Below are 22,857 nucleotides of genomic sequence, written 5' to 3' on the forward strand. Positions count from 1 at the left end.
GCATGGCGGGGGTCCGCTGGCGGGTGCGCTGGAGGGGGCGGTGCGGGCGGCGTCGGCGGCGCTGGCGGAGTTCGCGTCGTTCCTGACGGGGTGGCTGGCGGCGCGGGCGCCGGAGCGGGACGCGCTGGGCGCCGACCGGTACCTGCTGGGGGTGCGGGATTTCCTGGGGACGGAGCTGGATCTGGCGGAAACGTACGCGTGGGGCTGGGAGGAGCTGGCGCGGATCGAGTCGGAGATGGCGGGTGCGGCGGGGGAGATCCTGCCGGGGGAGCCGCTGCCTGCGGTGATGGCGGCGCTGGACGCCGATCCGGCGTACCGGGTGGCGGGTGCGGAGGCGTTCCGGGGGTGGATCCAGGAGCTGGCGGACCGGGCGATCGCGGAGCTGGACGGGGCGCATTTCGATATTCCGGAGCCGTTGCGGCGGATCGAGTGCCGGATCCCGCCGGTGGAGTCGGGGATCTACTACCTGGCGCCGGCGGAGGACCTGTCGCGTCCGGGGACGGTGTGGTGGACGGTGGAGGATCCGTCGGCGGAGATCGTGACGTGGACGGTGCCGACGACGATGTTCCACGAGGGGGTGCCGGGTCATCATCTGCAGCTGGGGGTGACGACGCTGAATCCGCGGCTGAACCGGTTCCAGCGGGTGGCGGGCGAGTTGCATCCGGGGCATTGCGAGGGGTGGGGCCTGTACGCGGAGCGGCTGATGGGCGAGCTGGGGCATTACGCGGATCCGGCGCACCGGCTGGGGATGCTGGCGGGTGGGCAGCGGTTCCGGGCGGCGCGGGTGATCCTGGACATCGGGTTGCATCTGGAGCTGCCGATTCCGGCGGGGGCGGGGTTCCATGAGGGGGAGCGGTGGACGCCGGAGCTGGGGTCGGAGTTCCTGCGGTCGCACAAGGGCCCGGATCCGGATTCGGTGGTGGCGTTCGAGATCGACCGGTATCTGGGGCGGCCGGGGCAGGCGATCGCCTACAAGGTGGGGGAGAGGGTGTGGCTGGAGGCGCGTGAGGCGGCGCGCCGACGGGCCGGTGCGGCGTTCGATCTGAAGGAGTTCCACCGGCGGGCGCTGGATCTGGGGCCGATGGGCCTGGATCTGCTGCGCGCGGAGCTGGAGCGGGTCTGATTCAGACTGGGGCTGACCCGGTCAGATTGGGTCAGACGGGTTCGGACTGGTTCGTGGGGCGGGCGAGGGCGGCGGCGGTTTCGCGGAGCCGGCGGCGGGCGCGGTGGTGCGCGGGGTCGGCGCCGGCGGCCGGCCGGGGGGCGCCGGGGGTGGCGCCGGACGGGTCGTCGGGTGTGCTGGCGATGTGGCAGGCCCGCTCGTCGCCGGTGTCGAGGACGTGTTTGACGTACTGGGGCGGCCAGCGCAGCAGGATGCGGCGGCCGCAGGTGGGGCAGGCCCATTCCTCCAGCCCGGACTCGGCGGCCCGGACCATCCGCAAGTGGTGCGTCCTCTGCAAGGCGGCGACCTCCCTCGACCGTCGGCGTGTCCCGGCTCGGATTGTGAGTGTGTGATTTCCCACGTCAAGCCGGTTAAACGGGCCGGGCAAGCGGCTTTAAGGTCGGGTCAACGGGTTTCGGGGCGGTCCGGGGCCCGGGTGAGGGCGTGCTGGACGGCGGCGCCGATCTCGGCGACGGCTTCGGCGGGGCGGCGCGCGAAGGCGCCCCAGCCGAGGAAGCCGTGGTCCAGGCCGGTGCCGGTGATGAGGGTGACGGGGACGCCGGCGGCGTGCAGGCGGGCGGCGTGCCGTTCGGCCTGGGGGCGGAGCCGGTCGTGCTCGGCGGTCGCGATGATCGCGGGCGGCAGGGTGGCGGGGTCGGGGTCCAGCAGCGGGGAGACGTCGGGGCGGGTGGGGTCGGTGCGGCGCAGGTAGGCGCGCAGGGCGCGGTCCACGCCGGAGCGGGGGAGTTCCAGTCCGTCGGGGTCGGGCAGCGGCGGTGGGACGTCGCGCAGGTCGAGTGCCGGGTACAGCAGCACCTGCAGGACGGGGCGGTCGGGGCCGGGGGTGCGCAGGATCCCGGCGGCCGCGGCGGCGATCTGGCCGCCGGCGCTGTCGCCGGCGACCGCGACCCGGGCGGGGTCGGCGCGGAGGCGGGCGGCGTTGCGGACGGTCCAGCGGACGGCGGCGACGGCGTCGTCCACCGCGGCGGGGAAGGGGTCCTCGGGCGGGCGCCGGTAGCCGACCGACAGCCAGGCGACGCCGCTGGCGAGGGCCAGGGTCCGCACGACGGGGTCGTAGGAGTCGACGTCGCCGAGCACCCATCCGCCGCCGTGGAAGTACACCAGCACGGGGGCGGGGCCGTCGCAGGCGGGCCGGTAGAGCCGTGCGGGCAGCGGCCCGGCCGGTCCGTCGACGGTGAGGTCCCGGACGGTGTCGACGGGCGGGCGCGGGGACCGGGTGAGGTCGGCGGCGTGCTCGCGCCGCGCGTCCTCGACCGTCCCGCCGGGCCCGTCCGGCCGGGCGGATTCCGCGGATCCGGCGGGGTCGGCGAGGCGGCGGCGCAGGAACGCCAGGTACTGCGGATCGCGGCCCTTCACATCCGGGAGCCTACGTCCTGGGGGCGCGTTCAGGCGGGGGGTGCCGAGGAAAACCCGTTGCCGCCCGCGGCGCGGCCGGGGCACTCTGATCATGGGCGCCCCGGATCCCGTCCCCGCTGTCACCCTGGGGGCGGGATCCCGCGCGCTGCGACCGGGAGGAACCATGCGCAAGATCCCCACGGTGTTCGTCCGCGACTGGGACGGCGACCCGCGCCATGTCACCCGCGAGCCCGACCCCGGCTGCGCGTGGGTGTTCGCCGGCGAGGGCCGCGCCACCCGCAAGTACGACGGCACCTGCGTCCGTTTCGACGGCGAGCGGTGGCTGGCCCGCCGCGAGGTCAAGGCCGGGCGCCCGGCCCCGCCCGGCTTCACCGCCGTGTCCACGGACCCGGCCACCGGCAAGACGACCGGGTGGGAGCCGGCCGAGCAGTCGGCGTTCTGGAAGCACCTGCGCGCCGCCATCGGCGAGGACGCCTTCCCGTCGGGCACGTACGAGCTCATCGGCCCCAGGATCAACGGGAACCCGGAGGGTGCCGACCGGCATCTGCTGGTCCCGCACGGCGCCGACGACCTGGGCGACGTCCCGCTCGACCACGACGGGCTGGCCGCCTGGCTGCGGGCCCGCCCCTACGAGGGCATCGTGTGGCACGCCCCCGACGGCCGCATGGCCAAGCTCAAGCGCCGCGACTTCCCGCCCGCGTGACCGGCCCGGCCGGCCCGGCCGCCTGACCGGCCGGTGCTCACCGGGCCGTGCGCAGGCGGGCGCCGAGGGCGGGCAGGTCCGGGACGAACCACACGTGGCCGGCGGCGTTCGACTCGCGCACCAGGGCGGCCAGCGCCGGGCTGGCCGCCACGTGCGCGGACACGTCGCCGACCACCGCCAGCCGCACCCGGTAGTTGACGAACTTCTGCATGACCTCCCCGGCGAACCGGGTGCCGAGGGTGAAGAACCGCTCGTCCAGCCGGGACGCCGGCACCGCCACCACCTCCGCGCCCAGGTAGGTCGCGCCGATCAGGTCGAGGGCGTCGCGCTCGGTCGCGACCGGCGGGCCGTCCGGGTCGCATACCAGCACCCTGGTTCCGGCCAGGTCCCGGATCTCGTCAGCCATGCGGTCCCTTCCCGTCCAGCAGCCCGTTGCCGCCGCCGATCACCTCGTCGAGCAGGCGCAGCACGTCCGCGGTCGCGGCGGCCCCGCCCAGGATCACGATCTTCAACCGGCTCCGCTCCTCGTCGTGGACGACCTGCAGCCGCAGCGCCCGCCCCGGGTCGCCGGTGCCGACGCCCGCCTGCACGAGGGTGGCGAGCCGGGCGGCCGCGTCCCGGCCGACGCCGTCGACCTGCACGATGCTCGACACCTCCACCGCCGCCCCGCCCGGCCCCGGCTCGGGCCTCGGCTCGGGCCGGCCGGTCAGCTGCTCCAGGGCGGCGCGCGAGATCCGGTACTGCTTGCCGATCCGCACCGCGTTCAGCCGGCCGTCCCGGATGTAGCCGCGGACCGTCCGCACGTGCAGCCCGAGCAGGTCCGCGACCTCCTCGACCGAGTACATTTTCTCCGTCATCACTCCCTAAGGTAACGCATATAGGGAGTGATAGGGATGGTTGGGGAAGGCGGTCTGCCCGACTACGGCTTGCGGGCGTTCAGGGCAGGGCGGCGGCGATGCAGTCCAGGACGCGGTCCAGTCCGTAGCGGAACTGCTCCTCGGCGGTCATGTGGGGGAGGCGCGCGTCCCTCACGATCCGCTCGAACATCGGGTAGCGGCCGGTGCCCAGCAGTTCGCGGACGTAGGGGCCGCTCTCCCGCATCCAGCGTTCCGGCGTCATCCCGCCCCGGCGGGCCTCGCGGGCCCACTCGATCTCGCCGCGGACCACGCGCTCGACGTAGCCGTTCAGCATGTCCAGCAGGACGAGCGTCTGGTCGATGGGGATCCCGACGTCCAGGGCGCCGAGCGCGAACTCCGCCAGCCGCAGCCGGTTGGGGCCGAGGGTGGCGCGCGGGCGGTGCAGGCTCGCCAGCCACGGGTGGCGCAGCCACACCTCCCGGGTGTTCTCGGCGATCAGCGTCAGGTCGGCGCGCCAGTCCCCGGACGGGCGGTCGGGTATGCCGGCCTCCAGCAGGACGTGGTCGGTCATCAGCTCGATCAGGTCGTCGCGCGAGGGGACGTAGCGGTACAGCGACATCGCGCCGGTGCCGAGGTCGGCGGCGATGCGGCGCATCGACGCGGCGTCCAGGCCGTCGGCGTCGGCGATGCGGATCGCGGCCTCGGTGATCTGGGCGCGGCTGTAGGCGGGGCGCGGCCCCCGGCCCTGCCGCTCGGGAACCGACCAGATGCTGCCCTGCCGCTCGGCGCCTGCCACCGGACCTCCTCGTCGTCGTTGCGGGCATCCTAGTTGCGTACGACGTACCCAGTTGTCTACCGTGGCATCCACAAGATGCGTACACCGTACCCAGAGGGGGCGTCGTGACCGACGAACCGATCGTGGTGGCCGAGGCGCTGCGCAAGCGCTACGGCACCACCCAGGCCCTGGACGGCCTCGACCTCGCCGTCCCCGCCGGGACCGTCTGCGGGGTCCTCGGCCCCAACGGCGCCGGCAAGACCACCGCCGTGCGGATCCTGGCGACCCTCGCCGACGCCGACTCCGGGCACGCCCGCATCGCCGGCCACGACGTCGCCCGCCGGCCCGACCAGGTCCGCGCCCGCATCGGGCTGGCCGGCCAGCACGCCGCCGTCGACGAGAAGCTCACCGGCCGCGGCAACCTGCGCATGTTCGGCCGCCTCTACCACCTGCCCCGGCGCGAGGCCCGCCGCCGCGCCGACGAGCTGCTGGAGCGGTTCGGGCTGGCCGGCGCCGCCGACCGGCAGGTCGCCGGCTACTCCGGCGGCATGCGCCGCCGCCTCGACCTGATCACCAGCCTGATCCTGCGCCCCCAGGTGCTGTTCCTGGACGAGCCCACCACCGGCCTGGACCCGCGCAGCCGCGGCGAGATCTGGGACGCCGTCCGCGGCCTGGTCGCCGAGGGCACCACCGTCCTGCTCACCACCCAGTACCTGGACGAGGCCGACCGGATCGCCGACGACATCGCCGTCATCGACCACGGCCGCGTCATCGCCACCGGCGCCCCCGACGAGCTGAAGGCCTCCATCGGCGACCGCCTCGACGTCGTCCTGGACGACCCCGCCACCGCCGGCACCGCCGCCGACGTCCTGCACGCCCTCGCCGGCGCCTACCCCGTCCTGGACGGCGGCCGCCTCTCGGTCCCGCTGCCCGCCGGCGCCGTCCGGCTCGCCGACGTCGTCCGCGAACTCGACCGCGCCGGCGTCGCCGCCGCCGACGCCGGGCTGCGCCGCCCCACCCTCGACGAGGTGTTCCTGCGCCTCACCGGCGACGCCGCGGCCCCCGCCGCCGGCGGCGGCCGGGAGAAGGAGACCGCCCGATGACCGCCCTCACCGCCCCGGTCGCCCCGGCGTCCCGCGCCGGGCGGCTGCGCTGGACCCTCGCCGACGGCCTCACCCTCATCGGGCGCGAACTGTCGCGCATCCGGCAGGAACCCGGCGAGCTCGTCGCCGCGCTGATCTTCCCCGCGGTCATGGTCGTGCTGTTCGGGTACGTGTTCGGCAGCGCGATCTCGGTCCCCGGCGGCGGCGACTACCGCGAGTACCTCATGCCCGGCCTGTTCGCCATGGTCACCTTCACCTCCACCATGGCCGTCACCCTGCGGGTCGCCACCGACGCCTCCCGCGGCGTCATGGACCGGTTCCGCTCCATGCCGATGGCCCGCGCCGCCGTCCCGTTCGGGCAGACCGGCGCCGAGATCCTCAACGGCCTGCTCGGCATGACCATCATGGCCGCCGCCGGGCTGATCGTCGGCTGGCGCGCCCGCAACGGGATCTGGCCCACCGCCGAGGCGTTCGCGCTGCTGGCCCTCATGCGGTACGCGCTGGCCTGGGCCGGCTGCTACCTCGGCCTCGTGGTGAAGAACGAGCAGACCGCCGACCAGCTCATCCCGCTGGTGTTCCCGGTCACCATGCTGTCCAACTCCTTCGTCCCCACCGGCGGCATGCCCAGGGTCCTGCAGGTCATCGCCGACTGGAACCCCGCCAGCGCCCTCACCGCGGCCTGCCGCGACCTGTTCGGCAACCCCGGCGCGTCCGCCGCCGGCGCCGACCCGGCCTGGCCCATCGCCCACCCCGTCACCGCAACCCTCGGCTGGGCGCTGCTCCTGCTCGCGGTGTTCGTGCCGCTGTCGGTGCGGACCTACCGGCGCCGCGGCCGGTGACCCCTGCGGCCCGGTGACCCCGCGGCCCGCGGCGGAAACCGCCGCGGGCCGCGGTCACCTCAGCGGTCCCGGCCCCGCTCCCGGTACATGCGCCGCTGCGCCCTGCTGATCGCCTTCCGGCGGTCCTCGCGCTCGGAGCGCAGCCGCGCGTCGGCGCGGGACGCCGCCCACTCGTTCTCGCGCATCAGCCGCCGGTAGCTGTCCAGGCGGCGGCGCGGCAGCGTCCCGTCCTCGACGGCGGCCAGCACGGCGCAGCCCGGCTCGGACCGGTGCGCGCAGTCCGCGAACCGGCACCCGGCGGCCAGCTCCGCCACGTCGGCGAACGTGCGCTCCAGGCCCCCGGACGCCTCGAACAGGCCGACGCCGCGCAGCCCCGGCGTGTCGATCAGGACGCCGCCGCCCGGCAGCGGCAGCAGCTCCCGCCGCACGGTGGTGTGCCGGCCCTTGCCGTCGCCGTCCCGGACCGCGCCGGTGGCCAGCGCCGCCGCGCCCAGCAGCGCGTTGCCGAGCGTGGACTTGCCCGCGCCCGACGGCCCGACCAGCACCACCGTCCCGGCCACGACGGCCCGGACGGCGTCGACCCCGTCGCCGGTCGCGGCGCTGCACGCCACCACGTCCACGCCGGGCGCCGCGGCCGCGGCCGCCGCCTCGGCCTCGGCGGTGCCGGGCACCTGGTCGGCCTTGGTCAGCACGACCACCGGCCGCGCGCCGCTCTCCCAGGCCAGCGCCACCAGCCGCTCGATCCGCCCCGGGGCCGGGCGGGCGGCCAGCGACACCACCACCGCGACGGTGTCGACATTGGCGGCCAGGACCTGGCCGCGCGAATCACGCGACGCCGACGACCGCACGATCGCGGTCCGGCGCGGCAGCAGCGCCGCCACCGCCGCCCGCCCGTCCGGGCCGTCCGGGCGCAGCGCCGCCCAGTCGCCCGTGCACGGCACCGACAGCGCATCAGCGGACAGCGGATCAGACAGCAGATCAGCGGACAGGGCCGCCGTGGACGCCCGGGCCGGGCCGTCCTCGGTGACCACGTCGCACAGGCCGCGGTCGACCGCGGCCACGCGCGCGGGCATCAGCCCCGCCGCGCGATGAGAGGTGAACTCGATCTCCAGGGCCTCGTCCCAGCCGTAGGCGGCGAGAGGGGACGGGCCCGCGAATGCGGAAGACAATGCTTGGAACCCTTGCGTGAAAGGGGCCCCGGCGCACGGACGCCGCAACGATCGTGCGGGATCAGGTCAGCCGGCGGCCCGGAGGATGAGGACGGGACGAGTGCTGCGGGCAGCAGCGACCGAGGCGACGGCCATACATCCCCACCTCCTCACGCGTTCCCGCGCGACATTACCCGCCGGCCCGCCGCGCCGCCAGCCATTAACGCGGCGCCGCCCCCCGGCCCCTGGGGCGGCGAGATCGGCCCTGACGGGAAGGCGCCGCCTGACGGCCGCACGGCGGCTCCCTCCGGCCGGGCTCCCCCGGGCGGGGGAGAGGGATCGGCCGCGGCGGGGAGGCGCCGCCCCGCCCGCCGGCCGCAGGATCACTGCCATGGCCACCACCCGCGTCGCGCAAGCCCGCGACCCGTCCGAGGAGCAGGCCGCCGCAGGGCGCCGCCTGACGGCCGCCGCGCTCGCCCTGCTACTGGCCTACGGGGCGCTGCGCGCGTACTGGGCGGCCGGGCACCGGCCCGGACGGCTGTCGCCCACCGGCACCGACCTGCTGGTCTTCACCGGCTGGGGCAGCGCCGCGCTGTGCGGGGCCGCCGCGCTCGTCCTGGCCGCGCTGGCCCTCCCGCGCACCGCCGGCCGCGCCCGCACCCCGCTGCTCGCCGCCGCCTGGACGGCCGCGGTGTGCCTGGTCGCCTCGGCGGCGCTGCTGCTCCTCGACGTCGTCGGCGCGATCCTGCCCGGCCTCGGCATCGGCCTCTACCCGCTGGGCGCGCTGTCGCGGGCCGCGTGCGCCGCCGCCGGGATCCTGACCGCCCTGGCGGCCCGCGCCCACGCCCGCCGCACCCGCGCCGGATGCGGCGCCTGCGGGCGGGCCGCGGCCGCGCCCGGCCCGCTGGAGCACACGCCCGCGTGGGCGTACGGGGCCGCCTACCTCGCCGCCGCCGGCTGCCTCGCCCGGATCATCGCCCAGGCCGCCGTCGGGTTCGGGGAGTCCCCGCTGACCGGCGGCGCCTCGGCGGTCCTGTTCGAGACCGGATTCGTGCTCGGCGGGACCCTGCTGCCGCTCGCGCTCGTCCACCCCTTCGGGCGGACCTGGCCGCGGTGGGTCCCCGGCCTGGCCGGACGGCCCGTCCCGCGCCGGCTGGTGCTGTGGCCCGGCACCGCGATCTCCGGCGGCCTCACCGTCTACTTCGGCGTCGGGCTGCTCCAGATGATCTGGGAGCGGCTCCACGGCCGCAACCCGTTCCCGCCCGGCGGCGGCCTCGACCTCCCCGAGACGTTCTTCTGGATCGCCGTCCCCGCCTACCTCGCCTGGGGCGCCGGGATGGCCGCCGCCGCCCGCGCCTACGCCCGCCGCACCCGCCGCCCCTGCCCCACCTGCGGGCACTGACCGCCGAACCGGGGGAGTGACGGCGCCGAACGGAAGTTATGGTGATTTGGGGGCGGATCGCGATAAGGGGCGTGGCCGTGGACGGCAAGGACCAGCAGGACACCGACCGGCAGGACACCGACCAGCGGGAGAGCGGGCTCGCCGAGCGGGCCCGGCGCGCAGACCGGGACGCCGCCGAGCGGCTGGCGGAGATCTGGGACGGGCTGGCGCCGGCCGCCGCGTCCGCCGCGCGGCTGGCCGCGCAGGCCGGGGAACCGGTCCGCGACGCGGCCCGGGACGCCGCCGCGCTCGCCGCCGAACGCATCCTGGAGCAGGTGTCGGGCACGCCCGCCATGAAGACGATCGAGCGGGCGGCCCGGGACACCGCCGTCCGCGCCGCGCGCGCCGCCGCCGAGCGCGCCGTCACCGAGGCCCGCGCCGCCGCGGCCGCCAACCCCGCCACCGCGGGCGCGTTCGAGGCCGCGACCACCGCGATGACCCTCGCCGAGCAGCTCGCCGGGCAGGCCGCCCGGCATCCCCTGGCCGCCGCCGCGCGCCGCGCCGCCGCCGAGAGCCCCCTCGCCCGCGCCGCCACCGGCGCCGCGCTGGAGACCGCCCGGGACGTGGCGGGGCGCACCGCGTCCGCGCCCGTCGTGCAGGCCGCCACCAGGGCCGTCGTGGACGCCGCGATCGACACCGTCGCCGACGCCGCCGTGGACGCCGCCATGATCGCCGGCCGCGACGTCGTCGCCCGGGTCGTCCGCGAGACCGCCGACCAGGCCGCCCGCGACATCGCCGCCGCCCTGCGCGACACCGCCCGCGACACCGCCCGCGAGACGGGCCTGGCCGACGAGCTCGCGCCGCTCACCGGCGCGGCCGGCGAGCTGGCCGCGCGCGCCGCCGGGTCCGAGACCGCCCGCGCGGCCGGGGACCTGCTCACCGCCGCCAAGGACAGCGCCTTCGCCCGCACCGCCCGTGACCTGGCCGTCCGCGCCGCGGGCCGCGCCGCCGCCGGCGCCATGGAGGCCGTGCTGCGCGAGCTGCTGCGCGACGCCCTCAGGCTCGCCATGAAGGAGCAGCTGCGCGGCATGATCCTGGACGTCTCCCGCGACGTCGTCGTGGACGTCGCCAAGACCACCTGGACCACCGCCACCCGCCCCGCGCCCGTCAAGGCCACCGTCAAGGCGACCGTCGTCGAGACGGGCGCGCGGACCGGCGACCCGTGGGAGCGGGCCACCGCCCCGTCCACCACCGTCGAGGTCGAGGCCACCGCCGAGGTCGAGGTCGAGGGCGGCGTCGTGGGCGGCGCCGAGGCGGGCGGGCAGGCCGGTGATCCGTGGGCGCGGGCCACGGCCGAGATCACCGTGGAATCCCCGCCCGGGGCGTGAACCGGCCCTCAGAAGATCGACCCCAGTAGCGGAAGGGAGCGCTGGGTCGCCGCGGACCACACCGCCACCACAGTCGGCGGCACAGTTGGCGGCACAGTTGGCGGCACGGTCCTGTACGACCTGGCGCCGGGCGCGGGGTGACCGGCGTGCCGCAGTGGGAAGGGACAACAGCATCAGCGCCGACGAACAGGGAGCGACACGATGGCCGACACGCTCGACGACGCCGCCGTCGCGGAACGCCTGGGCGGGCTGCCCGCCTGGGACCGCGACGGCGACGCGATCCGCAGGCAGGTGAAGGCGCCCTCGTTCATGGCCGGGATCGACGTCGTCACCGATGTCGCCCGCGCCGCCGAGGACGCCGACCACCATCCCGACATCGACATCCGCTGGCGGACGCTGACGTTCACGCTGTCCACCCACAGCGCCGGCGGCCTCACCGGCAAGGACTTCGACCTCGCCGCCGTGATCGACGAGATCGCGGCCCGGCACGGCGCCGGGTAGCCGCGTCATGGCCGTCCAGGTGGCGGTGTGCGGGCCCGGCGAGTGCACCGAACGCGAATGGGACCTGGCCTACGAGACCGGGCGGCTCCTCGCCGGGCGCGGCGCCGTCGTGCTGTGCGGGGGGCTCGGCGGCGTGATGGCCGCCGCGGCGGCCGGCGCCCGCACCGCCGGCGGGATCACGGTGGGGGTGCTGCCCGCCGCCGACCGCGCCGCCGCCGGGCCCGACCTGACCGTCGCGGTCCCCACCGGGCTCGGGCAGGCCCGCAACAACGTCCTCGTCAACGCCGCCGACGCGCTCATCGCCGTCGGCGGGTCCTGGGGGACGCTGTCGGAGATCGCCCTGGCCATGAGAGCGGGCCGGGTCCCGGTCGTGCAGCTCGGCGGCTGGCGCGTCCTCGACGGGGACGGACGGCCGGCCGGGGCGATCGTGCACGCCGCCGACCCGCCCGGAGCCGTCGCGGCGACCGGCCTCTGGGCCTAGTGCGCGGAGAAGCCGCCGTCCACGAAGATCGACTGGCCGGTGACGTAGCCGGACGCCGCCGACGCCAGGAACACCGCCGCGCCCGCGAAGTCGTCCGCGCGCCCGTTGCGGCCGGTCATGGTCCGCTCGGCCAGGGCCCGCACCTTCACCGGGTCGGCCGCCAGCCGGGCGTTGAGCGGCGTCATCACGAACCCCGGCACCAGGGTGTTGGCGGTGACGCCGCGGCCCGACCACGCCTCGGCCTGCGAGCGGGCCAGCGCCACCAGGCCCGCCTTGGACACCCCGTAGGCGCCGCTGGTCACCGACGCGCGGAACGCCTGCTGCGAGGCGATGTGGATCAGCCGCCCGAAGCCGCGCCCGGCCATCCCGGGCCCGAACCGCTGCCCGAGCAGGAACGGCGCGTCCAGGTTCACCGCCATCGTGGTGTCCCACACGTCGGCGCCGAGGACGTCCATCGGCGGGCGCAGGTTGACCGCCGCCGCGCTGACCAGGATGTCGGGCTCCCCGAACGCCGCCGCGGCCTCGTCGGCGGCCCCGGCGACCGCGTCCCGCGACCCCAGGTCGGCGCTGACCCACGCCGCCCGGCACCCGTGCCCCTCCAGGTCGCGGACGGTCGAGGCCAGTTCCCCCTCCCGGCGGGCGATCACCACGACGGACGCGCCGGCCCGGGCGAGCGCCTCCGCGATCGCCCGGCCGATCCCGGAGCTGCCGCCGGTCACGAACGCGACCCGTCCCTCCAGCGAGAACAGCTCCGACAGGTACGGGACGGGGGACGGGAGGCCGCTCATGACGGCGGAGTCTACGGTTCCGGCGTCCGGCCGCCGGAGGGCGGGTCCTCGGAGGAAGAGGCACCGGCCGGCGGGTCGCTGGCGGGCGGGTCGTCGCCGCGGCGGCGGCGGTCCCGCCAGATCACCACGGCGATCACCGCGACGACGATGAACGTCGGCACGAAGAACGGCACCGCGGTGATGATCGGGTGGGTCGCCAGGACACCCGTCCCGGGGGCGGCCACGTCAGCGGCCAGGGCGGCGGCGGTCACGTGGCCGCCTCCGCGGCGTCCGGGGCGGGGGAGGGGGCGGCCTCGGGCAGCCGCCGGGCGATCCGCGCGACGCCCCAGCCGAGCGCGATCACCAGCGCCAGCGTGCACGCCAGGACGACCGCCGAGCACACCGCCCACAGCCAGCCCGGCACGTCGGTCTTCAGCTCCCGCTGCAGGACCGACCGCTCGCTCTGCACGTCCCGCGTGAACCGCGCCGGGGCGGGCAGCTCCCGCGCGCCGATCGCCGGGTCGGCGGGCATGTAGACCGGGACGCCCGCCAGGGTCCGCCCGTCGTGGACGCGGATCAGCGTCTTCCAGCTCCCGTGCAGCGGCATCGGCTCGCTCGTCCGGTAGACGCCCTGGCGTTCCCTGACCAGGTGGTCGACGTGCAGGCCCTTGCCCTGCCAGCCCGTCACCGTCACCCACGCCGGCCCGTCCACCGCGCCGGCGGGGGAGAACTCGATGCGGGCGCGCGCGGTGCGGTGCGCGGCGTCGCCGCGCACGTCGGTGAGCGTGACCGTGGCGGTGCGGCCCGCCGGGACGTCGATGATCAGGCCGTTGGCGACCGCCGCCGACACCGCCAGGATCGCCCCCGCGAAGATCCCGCGCGCCACCGCCGGCCGCGGCGTCCGGCCCGCCAGGCCCTCGGCCAGCAGCGCCCCGCACAGCCCGCCCGCCACACCGCCGGCCACCGCCATGGCCATGCCCTCGGCCAGGATGTCGGGCGTCCACGGCAGCCGGAACGCCGCCTGCCCGTAGGCGTACTCGGCGCCGAACCCGGCCGTCCCGATCAGCAGCCCCGACACCGCGCCCGTCGCCAGGGGCCGCCGCGCCAGCGCCAGCGCCGCGATCTCCACGCACAGCGCCTCGGCGAAGTACAGCGGCACCGCCGCCCACAGCTCGCCGATGACGCCGGCGACCGCGACCGACACCCCGCCCCGCACCAGCATGTAGAACGCGACGGCGAGCAGCGCGGCGCCGCGTCCCGCCCACAGCCGCACCGCCACCAGCGCGCAGCCGGCCGCCAGCGCGATCAGCAGCGGCTGGTGGACGAGCCGGAACTGCGGCACCCCGAAGTCGTACTCGGCCTGGAACACCGACAGCCCGATCAGGAGCCCGCCGCCGAGCATGCACCGCCGCGCGTAGCGGATCCAGCCGGGCGGCTGATCGGCCGCCGGGCTCGCGCGGCGGCCCTCCCGCTCCAGGATCATCATCGCCACCAGCGACAGCCCGGCCCCGCCGATCAGCATCAGGTGCGTCGGGCCCCACAGCGTCACGTCCTGCCCGAAGATGCGGTGCCACACGTCGTCGAGGGGGAAGCCGAGCAGCGCGTAGAACCCGGCGCCGGCCAGCAGCACGCCGCCGGCGGGCGCGTGCCAGTCCCGGGTGATCCGCACCGACGCGGCGCCGGGGCGCTCGCCCTTCGGCAGCACCACGGCCAGCACGCCGGCGGTGAAGATGCCGAACAGCCCGATCAGGATCGGGTAGTGGGCGATGTTGGCCAGCGGCCCCTCGTCCCGGCCGTGGGAGATGTGCAGGGAGATGTCCCAGTACATGCCGAGGAGCGCGATGAGCAGCGACACCATCGCGACCTGCAGCGGCAGCGCCGCCCACCCCGGGACGCCGCGGCCGGCGCCGCGCTGGGCCAGGGCCGCCAGCCGGGACAGCGCGGTGATGCGGCCGGTGCGGTGCCCCCACCCGAAGACCAGCAGCACCGCCGTGAGCGCGGCGGCGCCGGTGGAGGCGATGAGGATCTGGTCGAGGGCCGCGCCGCCCGCCGGTTTCGCCGGCGCCTCGGCGGCCAGCCGCAGTACGGCCCCCGGCCCCGTCATGTGCTCCACCACCGGTGCTCCCTCGCCGCAGGAACCAGAACAGAAGGGGCGGACGCCCCGGAATGGAGTATGTCATCTTCTAATGTGTCATTGTCTAGTGTCACAATCTGTGGTGTGGGACACCGGAACGAAAGGGACGCCATGGGAGCGCGGATCATCGCCGGGGCCCTCGCGGCCGCCGTGACGCTGGCGGCGGCCGGCTGCGGGGAGCCCGCGCCCGCCGCCCCGCCCGGGACGCCCGGCACGGCCGCGCCGTCCGGGTCGGCGACGCCCACCGGGGCGCGGGTCGTCCGGATCGCGGTGACCGTGACCGGCGGGAAGGCGCGCACCGCGCACCGCCGCGTGAAGGTCCCGCGCGGCGCCGCCGTCGAGATCACCGTCACCGGCGACACCGCCGACGAGTTCCACCTGCACGGCTACGACCGCGAACTGAAGATCACCCCCGGCCGCCCCGCCACCCTGAGGTTCACCGCCGATACGCCGGGGGTGTTCGAGGCCGAGCTGCACCACTCCGGCGCCCGCGCGTTCGAGCTGCAGGTCGGCTGACGTGCTCGTCACCCTGTCCGCCGCCGTGTCCGCCGTGCCCGTCACCGGCGCGCACGTCCTCGCCCACGGGCTCGGCGGGCGCACCGACCTGCCCCTGGACGCCGTCGCCGCCATCGCCGGCGGCGGCATCGCGGTAGCCGCCTCGTTCGCCGCGCTCACCGCCGCGTGGAAACGGCCCCGGCTGCACCCCGGGGCCGGGCGGCCGCTGCCCGCCGCGCTCGCCCGCGTCCTGGACGCGCCCGCCCTCACCCTCGCGGGACGCCTCCTGGCCCTCGCCGCGACCGCGTTCGTCGTCACCGTCGCGTTCGCCGGGCCGCCCGAGGCGAACGCCAACCTCGCCCCGTGGGCGCTGTTCGTGACGTTCTGGGTCGGGCTCGTCCCCGCCAGCGTCCTGCTCGGCCCCGTGTGGCGGCGCGTCAACCCGCTGCGCACCCTGCACGCCGCACTGTGCCGCGCCACCCGCACACCCCCGGCCGGGCGCCGCGCCCTCCCCGCGCGGCTCGGGTACTGGCCGGCGGCCGCGTGGCTCACCGGGTTCGTGTGGCTGGAACTGGTCGCGCCGGACCGGTCCGACCCGCGCGCCGTCGGGACGCTCATCCTCGCCTACGCCGCCGCCAACCTGGCCCTGGCCTGGTGGTTCGGCCGCGACTGGTTCACCCGCGGCGACGGGTTCGAGGCCTACTCCAGCCTCCTGGCGAGGCTGTGCCCGATCGGGCGGCGCGGCGACGGGACGCTGGTGCGGCGCACCCCGCTCACCGGCCTCATGACCGGCGCCGCCGAACCCGGCCTCACCGCCGCCGCGTGCGTGCTCATCGGCTCCACCGGGTTCGACGGCATCACCCGCACCACCTACTGGCGCGACAACGTCGACCCCACCAGCGTCCCCGCCGGGACGTCAGGGCTCGCCGCCGCCATCGGCGCCGTCGCGCTCCTGTACGTCGCGGCGCTGCGGCTCAGCGCCCGCCTCACCGGCCAGGACCCGGCCGCGCTGCCCGGCCGGTTCGCCGCGACCCTGCTGCCGATCGCGCTCGGCTACACCCTCGCGCACTACTTCTCGTTCTTGGTCCTGGAGGGCCAGACCACGTTCATCCTCGCCAGCGACCCGTTCGGGACGGGCGCGAACCTGCTCGGCTCCACCGGCAACAGGATCGACTACGACCTCGCCGGGCCGGTGCTCACCGCGCAGGTCCAGGTCAACGCCATCGTCCTCGGCCACATCGCCGGGACCGCCGCCGCGCACGACCTCGCCCTGCGCGGCCCGGGGCGGGCCCTGCGCGGGCAGCTCCCCGTCGCCGCCGTCATGGTCGCACTCACCTGCGCCGGCCTGTTCGCCCTGCTGAGCGGCTGACCGCCTGCGCCGCTCCACCTCCCTGGCCGCGACGCCCACCGCGATCAGGACCGGTACCGCGAACTTGGCCGCCGCCGCGACCGCGCCCGCCCACGACGGCGCGGGCAGGTCCGGCAGGGCGGGCCGGGGAAGGTCCGCGCCGCCGCCACCGCCACGTGCCGCGAGGCGTAGAGCACCGGATGCGCCCGCGCGAACGCCTCCCGCCGCGCCGCCCGCGTCCCCTCCGGCGGCGCGAACGCCGCCGCCTCCCCGGCGGCGGCGCCGCCCTCCGCGGGCTCGCCGCTCAGCGAAATTCCCCCTGCCATGCCGCAAGTCTCGCCACCGCCCGGCACCGCGCCCAACGCCCGAACGGCGACGGGACCGTAGACCAAAGTCGATGATCAGGAGTCGAAGCGCCACCGGGCCGCGCCGTACGGCTCCACCGTGCTCAGCGCCACCACGGTCCGGTAGACGAGCCGGTACAGGTGCCAGGGCGGCGGGCCCGCGCTCTGCGCGCTGTAGGGCGCGGTGAAGGCGTCCCCGTCGACCTGCGCGGGCCAGCCGCCCTCCCGGTAGGCGGCGGCGACCGGCTCCAGCACGGCCGGGTCGGTGACGCGTTCCGCCTCCCCCTCCAGCACGACGTCCCCGCTCGGCGTGCGGACCGACAGCGTGCACGCCGGGTTCGCCGCCAGGTTGCGGGACTTGCGGGTGCCGGGCCCGCTGACGAAGAAGACCTCGCCGTCCCGCCACAGCGGGCCGATGCCCGCCGAGTGCGGGCGCCCGTCCGGCCGGACGGTCCCCAGGAACGACGCGGTCTCCATCCGCGGCAGAGCCGCCACCAGCGCGTCCCGGACGTCCTCCCACGCCAGTTCCCCGGCGCCGTAGATGTCGAGGTTGCGGACCTCGACGGGTTCACGATCGGTCATCGTCGTCCTCCTTCGAGTGGATCCTGCAGATGTAGACGGCGCCGCGGCCCCGGACTCATCGGCGCCCGGTTCCCTAGAGTGGGGATCATGGCTCCTTCGATCGCCACCGCCGACCGGGTCGGCCGCCCCGCGCTGCTGGACTTCCTGCGTCCCCGGCACCACGCCCTGCTGTCCACTGCCCGCGCCGACGGGCGCCCCCAGATGTCCCCGGTGACCTGCGGCGTCGACGGCCGGGGCCGCATCGTGGTGTCCACCTACCCAGAGCGCGCGAAAGCGCGCAACGCCCGCCGCGACCCGCGCGTGTCGGTGTGCGTGCTGTCGGACGACTTCAACGGCCCCTACGTCCAGGTCGACGGGACCGCCGAGGTCATCGACATGCCGGACGCCGCCGACGCGCTCGTCGACTACTACCGGTGCATCGCCGGGGAGCACCCCGACTGGGACGAGTACCGGGAGGCGATGCGCCGCCAGGACAAGTCCCTGATCCGCGTCACCATCGACCGGTGGGGCCCGATCGCGACCGGCGGGTTCCCCGCCCGCCTCGCCCCCGGCGACTAGACCCCCGGCTGGCGCGGCAGCCGCGCCGCAGGACTCCGCGAAACCGGCGACCGGTACCTGACAGAGGATGTCAGCTTCTCCTGGAAGCCTGGGGGCGTTCCAACGACAGAGGAGTTGCCCATGCCCGGTATCGCGGAGCTCGCCGCCGTCACCCTCGACTGCCCCGAGCCGCCGGCCCTCGCGGCGTTCTACGCGGCCCTCACCGGCGGCGAGGTCACCTACGACACCCCCGAGATGGCCGCCGTGAAACTGCCGAACGGCCTGGACGTCTACTTCCAGGGCGTCGCCGGCCACAAGCCGCCGACGTGGCCGGAGGGGGACCGGCCCCAGCAGTTCCACCTCGACCTGTACGTCGACGACCTGGACAAGGCCGAGGCCAGGGTCGCCGAGCTCGGCGGGAGCAGGTTCGCCTTCCAGCCCGGCGGGGACCGGTGGCGGGTCCTCGCCGACCCCGCCGGGCACCCGTTCTGCGCCTGCCTGCGGCAGAGCTAGCGCGGCGGCAGCACCCGGACGGGCAGGCCGCCGCGGGGCCGCATCGCGGTCACGCTCGTCGGCGTGACGGCGGGGGAGACCAGGCGCAGCCGGGTGCGGCGCAGCAGGCACGCCAGCATCGTCTTGATCTCCACCGTCGCCAGCGTCGAGCCGATGCAGCGGTGCGGCCCGCCGCCGAACGGCAGGTACGTCGACGGGGTGGCGGGGCGGTGCAGGTCCGAGGCCGGGTCCCAGCGTTCGGGCCGGAACCTGCCCGCCTGCGGCCACACCCGCGGCATCCGGTGGGTGACGAACGGGGAGTACAGCACCATCGCGCCCGCGGGGATCCGGTGCCCGGCGTAGGTGAAGTCCTCCACGGGGACGCGGGCGCTGAGCACGGCGGGCGGGAACAGCCGCAGCGTCTCGTTCACCACCCCGTCCAGGTAGGTGAGCGCGGGCAGGTCGGCGGCCGTCACCAGGCGGTCGCCGACCACCTCGGCGACCTCGCGGCGCGCCCGCTCCTCGGCGCCCGGGTGGGCCGCCAGCGCGTACACCGCCCACGCCATCGCCGCGCTGGTGGTGTCGTACCCGGCGGAGATGAGGCTGATGACCTGGTCCTGCAGCTCCTGGCGGGTCAGGCCCGTGCCGTCCTCGTCGCGGGCGGCCATCAGCATGCCGAGCACGTCGTCGTGGGCGCCGCCCTCGGCGCGGCGCCGGCCGACCTCCTCGTCCACCCGCCGCGCCACCTGCGCGCGGGCCGCGGCGACGTGCCGCATGTACGGGTTGGGCAGCGACCGCAGCGCCATCTGCAGGACGAAGTTCCGGTCGATCGCGGCGAGCGCGACCTGCAGCCGCCGCCCGATCACCTCGGCGTCGGCGGCGAGCCGGTCCCCGAACAGCACCTCCACGGTGCTGCGGCGGATCACCGTCCGCAGCTCGGCGTAGGCGTCCAGCGTCCGGCCGGGCCGCCACGACTCCAGCGCCGCGTCGGTGTTGGCCGCCATCCGCGCCACGTAACCGCCGACGCGGCGGTGGTGGAACGCCGGCTGGACCAGGCGGCGCCGCCGCCGGTGGTCGGCGCCGTCACTGACGATCAGCGCGGTCTCCCCGTTCACCGGCACCAGCAGGTCGAACGCCTCCCGCCACCGGAACAGCCCCGAGTTGGCGAACACGAACGCGTTGGCGTCCGGGCCGAACAGGTGCACCAGCGGGCGGCGGCGCGTCCCCACGGCCGCGACCCGGCCCGCCTCGGCGTACAGGCGCAGCAGGCTCGCGCACGGGTTCACCGCGAACGCGATCCCGTGCCGCGCCGTCAGCGACGCCGACGGCCCTCGGGCCCTGCGGTTCCTGCTCGGGCGGGTCTGCTGCGGGCGGGTCCCGCTCACCGGGGTCTGGGAGGCCACCGGCCCACTATGGCACGCCCCGGGCGGGGCCCCGCCCGGGCGCGGTGGGAGGATGGGAGCCGTGACCGACGAGATCGGCGCCGTCCCCGGCGGGCGGACGCGGGAACGAGCGGAAGGGACCCCTCACCCCAAACCGGGAACGCAGACGGTGGACCGGTCGGTGGCGGTGCTGCGCTCCTTCGAGGGCGCCGACCGGCAGACCCCCACCGAGATCGCGCACCGGCTCGGCCTGTCGGTCAGCACCGCGCACCGCATCGTGCACGCCCTGCACGCCACCGGCATGCTGGCGCAGGACCCGGTGACCGAGCGGTACTTCCTCGGCCCGACCACCGCGATCCTCGGCCGGCTCGCGCTGGAGCGGATGGGCGCCACCCTCCTGCAGCCGGAGCTGACCGCGCTGCGCGACGGCACCGGCGAGTCCGTCAGCCTCGGCGTCCGGGCCGGCGACGAGGTCGCGGTCCTGCTGCACCTGCCGTCGCCGCACCCGCTGCGCTACGACCAGCCGCCCGGCGACCGCAACCCGATCCACACGTGCGCGATGGGCAAGGCGCTGCTGGCCCACGGCGGCGACCCGGTCGCGATGGACGAGCCGTTCCGCCGCTACACCCCCGCCACCCTCACCACCCGCGGCGAACTGGACGCCGACCTGCGCCGCATCCGCGAGCGCGGCTACTCGGTCAGCGACGAGGAGCGCCTGGCCGGGGTCCGCGCGGTCGCCGCGCCGGTCCGCGACGGCGGCGGCCGCGTGTTCGCGGCGGTCGCCCTGCAGGGGCCCGCGGTCCGGTTCGGCGACGACCGGCTGCCCGGCCTGGCCGAGGCCGTCCTCGCCGCCGCGGGCCGCCTCACCGACCTGCACCGGCACCTGTCCTGAGAGAGCGCGGGCGCTCAGGGGGCCGAGAGCTCGTCCAGCAGCGCCGCCACCGCCGGCGGGCGCGGACCGGCCGGCACGACCGCGCTGATGCGGCGGCTCCCGACCGCCGGCACGTCCGGGACGGCGACGCCCGGCTCGGCGTGCAGGCCCAGCGCCAGCGCGGGCAGCGCGGTGACCGCCAGGCCCCGCGCGACCAGCCGCTGCACCGCGACGTGGTCCTCGGTGGCGAACGCGATGTCGGGGACGAACCCGGCCCGCTCGCACGCCCACCGCAGATGGTCGCGGCACCGCGCGCAGCCCGACGCCCACGTCTCGGCGGCGAGGTCCTCCAGCCGGGGCCGCTCCGCCGCCGCGAGCGGGTGCCCCGCCGGCACCAGCAGCCGCAGCGGGTCCTCGGCCAGCACGACCTCCCGGAACCGGGCGTCGGTGTCGGGCGGCATGTGCGCGTAGCGGAACACCACCGCGATGTCGGTGTCGCCCGCGCGCAGCAGCGCCAGCGCCTCCGGCGGCTCGGCGTCCACCAGCGTGACCGACACCCCCGGCGCCCGCTCCCGCAGCCGGGCCAGCGCGTCCGGCAGCAGCCCCCCGGCCGCCGTCGGGAACACCGCGACCCGGACCCTCCCGGCGCGCAGCCCCGCGATCGCCGCGATCCGCTCCTGCGCGTCGTCCATGCGGGACAGCACGTCCTCGACGTGCTCGACCAGGATCCGGCCCGCCTCGGTCAGCCGCACCCCGCGGCCGTGCCGGACCACCAGCGGCGTGCCGACCTCGGCCTCCAGCCGCGCGATGTGGTGCGACACGGCCGGCTGGGTGTAGGAGAGGGACCGCGCCGCGGCGGTCATCGAGCCGAGCCGGGCCACCTCCCGCAGGATCCGGCCCCGGTGCAAGTCCAGCATCCCCGCAAGGTATCAACCACGCTGATGGGACGCCCAGAAAACCGTACTTTGCGCTATGGGACGCGGGTGCAGCACGATCGGGGCATGACCCTTTCCGCCGAGACCCCTTCCCCAGCCGGGCTCCCCTCCGCCGGGCCCCTGTCCATCCCGCAGGCGCAGCGCGAGTTCGGCGCCGGTGTCGCCTACCTCAACACCGCCACCTACGGGCTGCCGCCGCGCGCCGCGCACGAGGCGATGCTCGCCGCCGAACGCGACCGGGCCGCCGGGCTGATGGTCCCCACCGACCTGGACGAGGCGGTCACGCGGTCGCGGGAGGCGTTCGCGCGGCTGCTCGGCGTCCCCGCCGCACGGGTCGCGTGCGGGCCGCAGGTGTCCTACTACGTCGGCCTGGTCGCCGCGTCGCTGCCCGCCGGCACCGAGGTCCTGGTCGCCGACGGCGACTTCACCTCGCTGCTGTTCCCCTTCGCCGCCCGCCCCGGACAGGCCGTCCGGTCGGTGCCGCTGGAGCGGATCGCCGAGGAGGTCACCGCCCGCACCGGCCTGGTCGCGGTGTCGGCGGTCCAGTCCGCCGACGGCCGCATCGCCCCCATGGACGACCTGATCGACGCGGCCCGCGCGCACGGCGCCCGGATCCTGCTGGACGCCACCCAGGCCGCCGGCTGGCTGCCGCTGCCCGCCGGCCGCGTCGACTGGCTCGTCGCCGGCGGCTACAAGTGGCTGCTCGGCCCGCGCGGCACCTGCTTCCTCACCGGCACCGCCGAGGCCCTGGACGCGCTGCCGCCGATCGGCGCCGGCTGGTACGCCGGCGCCGACATCTGGGACTCGGTCTACGGGCTGCCGCTGCGCCTGGCAGGCGACGCGCGCCGCCTGGACCTGTCCCCGGCGTGGCAGTGCTGGGCGGGCCACGCCCCCGCCCTGGAACTGCTCGGACGCGTCGGCGTCGAGGCGATCCACGACCACGACGTGGCGCTGGCCCGCCGGTTCGCGGCCGGGCTCGGCCTGCCGCCCGGCGACTCGGCGATCGTGTCGGTCGCCGCGCCCGACGGCACCGCGGACCTGCTGCGCCGCGGCGGGGTGATCGCCACCGTCCGGGCGGGACGGCTGCGCTGCGCGTTCCACCTCACCACCACCGAGGCCGACGTCGACAGGGCCGTCGAGATCCTCGCCCCCCTCCTCCCCGCGTAACCCGCGGGGCGAAGTTCTTACAAGGTTCGAACAAGGTGGCTTGACCGGGCCCTGCGCGCCGTCCCGGCCGGGCCGCGCGGCCTACCTT

General features: G+C 76.5%; 27 protein-coding genes. 14 read left to right on the forward strand and 13 right to left on the reverse strand.

Annotated elements, in window-relative coordinates:
• On the forward strand, positions 1 to 1,123 hold a 1,123-nt coding region (locus tag AL2_RS26525), incomplete at its 5' end, for a DUF885 domain-containing protein (RefSeq protein ID WP_067638183.1).
• A 31-nt stretch (positions 1,124 to 1,154) separates the two neighbouring features.
• Here AL2_RS26525 and AL2_RS26530 read toward each other — a convergent pair.
• Positions 1,155 to 1,460 (reverse strand): hypothetical protein, encoded by a 306-nt coding sequence (locus tag AL2_RS26530; RefSeq protein WP_157438381.1) that lies wholly within the window; start codon positions 1,458 to 1,460, stop codon positions 1,155 to 1,157.
• 107 nt (positions 1,461 to 1,567) lie between these two features.
• Positions 1,568 to 2,539: an alpha/beta hydrolase gene (locus AL2_RS26535; protein WP_067638187.1), complete on the reverse strand. Its 972-nt coding sequence runs from the start codon at positions 2,537 to 2,539 to the stop codon at positions 1,568 to 1,570.
• Between the two features lie 163 nt (positions 2,540 to 2,702).
• Between AL2_RS26535 and AL2_RS26540 the strand changes: the two genes are divergently transcribed.
• Entirely contained in the window at positions 2,703 to 3,242 is a 540-nt protein-coding gene (locus AL2_RS26540; RefSeq protein ID WP_067638189.1) for an RNA ligase 1 family protein, read from the forward strand.
• A 37-nt stretch (positions 3,243 to 3,279) separates the two neighbouring features.
• On the opposite strand, the gene AL2_RS26545 is transcribed toward AL2_RS26540, so the two are convergent.
• The 3 genes from AL2_RS26545 to AL2_RS26555 form a co-directional block, all read right to left on the reverse strand.
• Positions 3,280 to 3,648 (reverse strand): DUF4180 domain-containing protein, encoded by a 369-nt coding sequence (locus AL2_RS26545; RefSeq protein WP_067638192.1) that lies wholly within the window; start codon positions 3,646 to 3,648, stop codon positions 3,280 to 3,282.
• On the reverse strand, positions 3,641 to 4,099 hold the full coding sequence (locus tag AL2_RS26550; RefSeq protein ID WP_210748672.1) for a helix-turn-helix domain-containing protein: 459 nt from the start codon (positions 4,097 to 4,099) through the stop codon (positions 3,641 to 3,643). Before AL2_RS26550 ends, AL2_RS26545 begins: the two co-directional genes overlap by 8 nt.
• Positions 4,100 to 4,178: 79 nt before the next feature.
• Complete coding sequence (locus tag AL2_RS26555) at positions 4,179 to 4,895, reverse strand: TetR/AcrR family transcriptional regulator (RefSeq protein WP_067638197.1); 717 nt, start codon at positions 4,893 to 4,895, stop codon at positions 4,179 to 4,181.
• Positions 4,896 to 4,999: 104 nt separating this feature from the next.
• On the opposite strand from AL2_RS26555, the gene AL2_RS26560 reads away from it, so the two are divergent.
• Both AL2_RS26560 and AL2_RS26565 read left to right on the forward strand, forming a co-directional pair.
• Complete coding sequence (locus AL2_RS26560) at positions 5,000 to 5,977, forward strand: ATP-binding cassette domain-containing protein (protein WP_067638199.1); 978 nt, start codon at positions 5,000 to 5,002, stop codon at positions 5,975 to 5,977.
• Positions 5,974 to 6,816, forward strand: a complete 843-nt coding sequence (locus AL2_RS26565) for an ABC transporter permease (RefSeq protein ID WP_067638201.1) — start codon at positions 5,974 to 5,976, stop codon at positions 6,814 to 6,816. Before AL2_RS26560 ends, AL2_RS26565 begins: the two co-directional genes overlap by 4 nt.
• A 59-nt stretch (positions 6,817 to 6,875) precedes the next feature.
• Here AL2_RS26565 and rsgA read toward each other — a convergent pair whose 3' ends face one another.
• A complete protein-coding gene (gene rsgA / locus AL2_RS26570; protein WP_067638203.1) occupies positions 6,876 to 7,985 on the reverse strand; it encodes a ribosome small subunit-dependent GTPase A in 1,110 nt (369 codons plus the stop codon).
• 370 nt (positions 7,986 to 8,355) lie between these two features.
• Between rsgA and AL2_RS26575 the strand changes: the two genes are divergently transcribed.
• The 4 genes from AL2_RS26575 (at position 8,356) to AL2_RS26590 (ending at position 11,715) form a co-directional block, all read left to right on the forward strand.
• Entirely contained in the window at positions 8,356 to 9,366 is a 1,011-nt protein-coding gene (locus AL2_RS26575) for a hypothetical protein (RefSeq protein WP_067638205.1), read from the forward strand.
• Positions 9,367 to 9,443: 77 nt separating this feature from the next.
• Positions 9,444 to 10,733, forward strand: a complete 1,290-nt coding sequence (locus AL2_RS26580) for a hypothetical protein (protein WP_157438383.1) — start codon at positions 9,444 to 9,446, stop codon at positions 10,731 to 10,733.
• Positions 10,734 to 10,934: 201 nt separating this feature from the next.
• On the forward strand, positions 10,935 to 11,234 hold the full coding sequence (locus tag AL2_RS26585) for a 4a-hydroxytetrahydrobiopterin dehydratase (RefSeq protein WP_067638208.1): 300 nt from the start codon (positions 10,935 to 10,937) through the stop codon (positions 11,232 to 11,234).
• A gap of 7 nt (positions 11,235 to 11,241) precedes the next feature.
• Entirely contained in the window at positions 11,242 to 11,715 is a 474-nt protein-coding gene (locus AL2_RS26590; protein WP_067638210.1) for a TIGR00725 family protein, read from the forward strand.
• On the opposite strand, the gene AL2_RS26595 is transcribed toward AL2_RS26590, so the two are convergent.
• Genes AL2_RS26595 through AL2_RS26605 form a run of 3 tightly spaced genes read right to left on the reverse strand, consistent with a single transcriptional unit; the run spans position 11,712 to position 14,598 of the window.
• Positions 11,712 to 12,503 (reverse strand): SDR family NAD(P)-dependent oxidoreductase, encoded by a 792-nt coding sequence (locus AL2_RS26595; protein WP_067638212.1) that lies wholly within the window; start codon positions 12,501 to 12,503, stop codon positions 11,712 to 11,714. The two genes, AL2_RS26590 and AL2_RS26595, sit on opposite strands and share 4 nt — an antisense overlap.
• A gap of 11 nt (positions 12,504 to 12,514) precedes the next feature.
• Complete coding sequence (locus AL2_RS26600) at positions 12,515 to 12,754, reverse strand: hypothetical protein (RefSeq protein ID WP_067638214.1); 240 nt, start codon at positions 12,752 to 12,754, stop codon at positions 12,515 to 12,517.
• Positions 12,751 to 14,598, reverse strand: a complete 1,848-nt coding sequence (locus AL2_RS26605) for a hypothetical protein (protein WP_245666958.1) — start codon at positions 14,596 to 14,598, stop codon at positions 12,751 to 12,753. Before AL2_RS26605 ends, AL2_RS26600 begins: the two co-directional genes overlap by 4 nt.
• Positions 14,599 to 14,727: 129 nt before the next feature.
• On the opposite strand from AL2_RS26605, the gene AL2_RS26610 reads away from it, so the two are divergent.
• Both AL2_RS26610 and AL2_RS26615 read left to right on the forward strand, forming a co-directional pair.
• A complete protein-coding gene (locus tag AL2_RS26610) occupies positions 14,728 to 15,132 on the forward strand; it encodes a cupredoxin domain-containing protein (protein ID WP_067638218.1) in 405 nt (134 codons plus the stop codon).
• Between the two features lies 1 nt (position 15,133).
• Positions 15,134 to 16,480, forward strand: coding sequence for a hypothetical protein (locus AL2_RS26615; RefSeq protein WP_245666960.1), 1,347 nt, complete (start codon positions 15,134 to 15,136; stop codon positions 16,478 to 16,480).
• Positions 16,481 to 16,524: 44 nt separating this feature from the next.
• Here the strand turns inward: AL2_RS26615 and AL2_RS37705 are convergent, their stop codons facing one another.
• Together AL2_RS37705 and AL2_RS26620 are read right to left on the reverse strand one after the other, a co-directional pair.
• Positions 16,525 to 16,785, reverse strand: a complete 261-nt coding sequence (locus tag AL2_RS37705) for a hypothetical protein (protein WP_157438384.1) — start codon at positions 16,783 to 16,785, stop codon at positions 16,525 to 16,527.
• A gap of 75 nt (positions 16,786 to 16,860) precedes the next feature.
• A complete protein-coding gene (locus AL2_RS26620) occupies positions 16,861 to 17,385 on the reverse strand; it encodes a pyridoxamine 5'-phosphate oxidase family protein (protein ID WP_067638219.1) in 525 nt (174 codons plus the stop codon).
• An 87-nt stretch (positions 17,386 to 17,472) separates the two neighbouring features.
• Between AL2_RS26620 and AL2_RS26625 the strand changes: the two genes are divergently transcribed.
• Positions 17,473 to 17,943: a PPOX class F420-dependent oxidoreductase gene (locus tag AL2_RS26625; RefSeq protein ID WP_067638221.1), complete on the forward strand. Its 471-nt coding sequence runs from the start codon at positions 17,473 to 17,475 to the stop codon at positions 17,941 to 17,943.
• 120 nt (positions 17,944 to 18,063) lie between these two features.
• Positions 18,064 to 18,435 carry a VOC family protein gene (locus AL2_RS26630; RefSeq protein ID WP_067638223.1) on the forward strand — a complete coding sequence of 124 codons (372 nt, stop codon included), beginning with the start codon at positions 18,064 to 18,066 and terminating at the stop codon, positions 18,433 to 18,435.
• Here AL2_RS26630 and AL2_RS26635 read toward each other — a convergent pair.
• Complete coding sequence (locus AL2_RS26635; RefSeq protein ID WP_245666962.1) at positions 18,432 to 19,817, reverse strand: cytochrome P450; 1,386 nt, start codon at positions 19,815 to 19,817, stop codon at positions 18,432 to 18,434. The genes AL2_RS26630 and AL2_RS26635 overlap by 4 nt on opposite strands.
• Positions 19,818 to 19,878: 61 nt before the next feature.
• Between AL2_RS26635 and AL2_RS26640 the strand changes: the two genes are divergently transcribed.
• Complete coding sequence (locus AL2_RS26640) at positions 19,879 to 20,688, forward strand: IclR family transcriptional regulator (RefSeq protein ID WP_168444859.1); 810 nt, start codon at positions 19,879 to 19,881, stop codon at positions 20,686 to 20,688.
• Positions 20,689 to 20,702: 14 nt separating this feature from the next.
• On the opposite strand, the gene AL2_RS26645 is transcribed toward AL2_RS26640, so the two are convergent.
• Complete coding sequence (locus AL2_RS26645; protein ID WP_067638225.1) at positions 20,703 to 21,584, reverse strand: LysR family transcriptional regulator; 882 nt, start codon at positions 21,582 to 21,584, stop codon at positions 20,703 to 20,705.
• Positions 21,585 to 21,668: 84 nt separating this feature from the next.
• On the opposite strand from AL2_RS26645, the gene AL2_RS26650 reads away from it, so the two are divergent.
• The gene (locus AL2_RS26650; protein WP_083946936.1) at positions 21,669 to 22,769 is read left to right on the forward strand and encodes an aminotransferase class V-fold PLP-dependent enzyme; all 1,101 of its coding nucleotides are present in this window, start codon (positions 21,669 to 21,671) and stop codon (positions 22,767 to 22,769) included.
• Positions 22,770 to 22,857 lie beyond the last annotated feature (88 nt).

Origin of the sequence: Actinomadura latina NBRC 106108 (genome assembly GCF_001552195.1) — a bacterium.
Classification (GTDB): Bacteria; Actinomycetota; Actinomycetes; order Streptosporangiales; family Streptosporangiaceae; genus Spirillospora; species Spirillospora latina.